1 rRNA gene is annotated in these 2851 nt (G+C 51.9%); it reads left to right on the plus strand.

The features are described 5' to 3' along the window. Positions 1 to 2715 (plus strand): 23S ribosomal RNA (locus J5M57_RS27735); the annotation flags it as partial. Positions 2716 to 2851 lie beyond the last annotated feature (136 nt).

Below are 2851 nucleotides of genomic sequence, written 5' to 3' on the forward strand. Positions count from 1 at the left end.
GCGAACCAGGGGAACTGAAACATCTAAGTACCCTGAGGAAAAGAAATCAACCGAGATTCCCTTAGTAGTGGCGAGCGAACGGGGACTAGCCCTTAAGTGGCTTTGAGATTAGCGGAACGCTCTGGAAAGTGCGGCCATAGTGGGTGATAGCCCTGTACGCGAAAATCTCTTAGTCATGAAATCGAGTAGGACGGAGCACGAGAAACTTTGTCTGAATATGGGGGGACCATCCTCCAAGGCTAAATACTACTGACTGACCGATAGTGAACTAGTACCGTGAGGGAAAGGCGAAAAGAACCCCGGAGAGGGGAGTGAAATAGATCCTGAAACCGTATGCGTACAAGCAGTGGGAGCCCACTTTGTTGGGTGACTGCGTACCTTTTGTATAATGGGTCAGCGACTTATTTTCAGTGGCGAGCTTAACCGAATAGGGGAGGCGTAGCGAAAGCGAGTCTTAATAGGGCGTCTAGTCGCTGGGAATAGACCCGAAACCGGGCGATCTATCCATGGGCAGGTTGAAGGTTAGGTAACACTGACTGGAGGACCGAACCGACTACCGTTGAAAAGTTAGCGGATGACCTGTGGATCGGAGTGAAAGGCTAATCAAGCTCGGAGATAGCTGGTTCTCCTCGAAAGCTATTTAGGTAGCGCCTCATGTATCACTGTAGGGGGTAGAGCACTGTTTCGGCTAGGGGGTCATCCCGACTTACCAAACCGATGCAAACTCCGAATACCTACAAGTGCCGAGCATGGGAGACACACGGCGGGTGCTAACGTCCGTCGTGAAAAGGGAAACAACCCAGACCGTCAGCTAAGGTCCCAAAGTTATGGTTAAGTGGGAAACGATGTGGGAAGGCTTAGACAGCTAGGAGGTTGGCTTAGAAGCAGCCACCCTTTAAAGAAAGCGTAATAGCTCACTAGTCGAGTCGGCCTGCGCGGAAGATGTAACGGGGCTCAAACCATACACCGAAGCTACGGGTATCACGCAAGTGATGCGGTAGAGGAGCGTTCTGTAAGCCTGTGAAGGTGAGTTGAGAAGCTTGCTGGAGGTATCAGAAGTGCGAATGCTGACATGAGTAACGACAATGGGTGTGAAAAACACCCACGCCGAAAGACCAAGGTTTCCTGCGCAACGTTAATCGACGCAGGGTTAGTCGGTCCCTAAGGCGAGGCTGAAAAGCGTAGTCGATGGAAAACAGGTTAATATTCCTGTACTTCTGGTTATTGCGATGGAGGGACGGAGAAGGCTAGGCCAGCTTGGCGTTGGTTGTCCAAGTTTAAGGTGGTAGGCTGAGATCTTAGGTAAATCCGGGATCTTAAGGCCGAGAGCTGATGACGAGTTACCCTTTGGGTGACGAAGTGGTTGATGCCATGCTTCCAAGAAAAGCTTCTAAGCTTCAGATAACCAGGAACCGTACCCCAAACCGACACAGGTGGTTGGGTAGAGAATACCAAGGCGCTTGAGAGAACTCGGGTGAAGGAACTAGGCAAAATGGCACCGTAACTTCGGGAGAAGGTGCGCCGGTGAGGGTGAAGGACTTGCTCCGTAAGCTCATGCCGGTCGAAGATACCAGGCCGCTGCGACTGTTTATTAAAAACACAGCACTCTGCAAACACGAAAGTGGACGTATAGGGTGTGACGCCTGCCCGGTGCCGGAAGGTTAATTGATGGGGTTAGCTAACGCGAAGCTCTTGATCGAAGCCCCGGTAAACGGCGGCCGTAACTATAACGGTCCTAAGGTAGCGAAATTCCTTGTCGGGTAAGTTCCGACCTGCACGAATGGCGTAACGATGGCGGCGCTGTCTCCACCCGAGACTCAGTGAAATTGAAATCGCTGTGAAGATGCAGTGTATCCGCGGCTAGACGGAAAGACCCCGTGAACCTTTACTATAGCTTTGCACTGGACTTTGAATTTGCTTGTGTAGGATAGGTGGGAGGCTTTGAAGCGTGGACGCCAGTTCGCGTGGAGCCATCCTTGAAATACCACCCTGGCAACTTTGAGGTTCTAACTCAGGTCCGTTATCCGGATCGAGGACAGTGTATGGTGGGTAGTTTGACTGGGGCGGTCTCCTCCTAAAGAGTAACGGAGGAGTACGAAGGTGCGCTCAGACCGGTCGGAAATCGGTCGTAGAGTATAAAGGCAAAAGCGCGCTTGACTGCGAGACAGACACGTCGAGCAGGTACGAAAGTAGGTCTTAGTGATCCGGTGGTTCTGTATGGAAGGGCCATCGCTCAACGGATAAAAGGTACTCCGGGGATAACAGGCTGATACCGCCCAAGAGTTCATATCGACGGCGGTGTTTGGCACCTCGATGTCGGCTCATCACATCCTGGGGCTGAAGCCGGTCCCAAGGGTATGGCTGTTCGCCATTTAAAGTGGTACGCGAGCTGGGTTTAGAACGTCGTGAGACAGTTCGGTCCCTATCTGCCGTGGACGTTTGAGATTTGAGAGGGGCTGCTCCTAGTACGAGAGGACCGGAGTGGACGAACCTCTGGTGTTCCGGTTGTCACGCCAGTGGCATTGCCGGGTAGCTATGTTCGGGAAAGATAACCGCTGAAAGCATCTAAGCGGGAAACTTGCCTCAAGATGAGATCTCACTGGAACCTTGAGTTCCCTGAAGGGCCGTCGAAGACTACGACGTTGATAGGTTGGGTGTGTAAGCGCTGTGAGGCGTTGAGCTAACCAATACTAATTGCCCGTGAGGCTTGACCATATAACACCCAAGCAATTTGACTACTCGAAAGAGCATCAGATTGCGGTGTGTGAAGACGAAACGAACCGAAAGTTCGAGATTCACAAACACCTGTATCACATACCCAATTTGCTGAAGCGAGGCCAGTGTGCCGCGA

It is taken from the genome of Pseudomonas sp. 86_A (assembly GCF_017491705.1).
Taxonomy (GTDB): Bacteria; Pseudomonadota; Gammaproteobacteria; order Pseudomonadales; family Pseudomonadaceae; genus Aquipseudomonas; species Aquipseudomonas koreensis.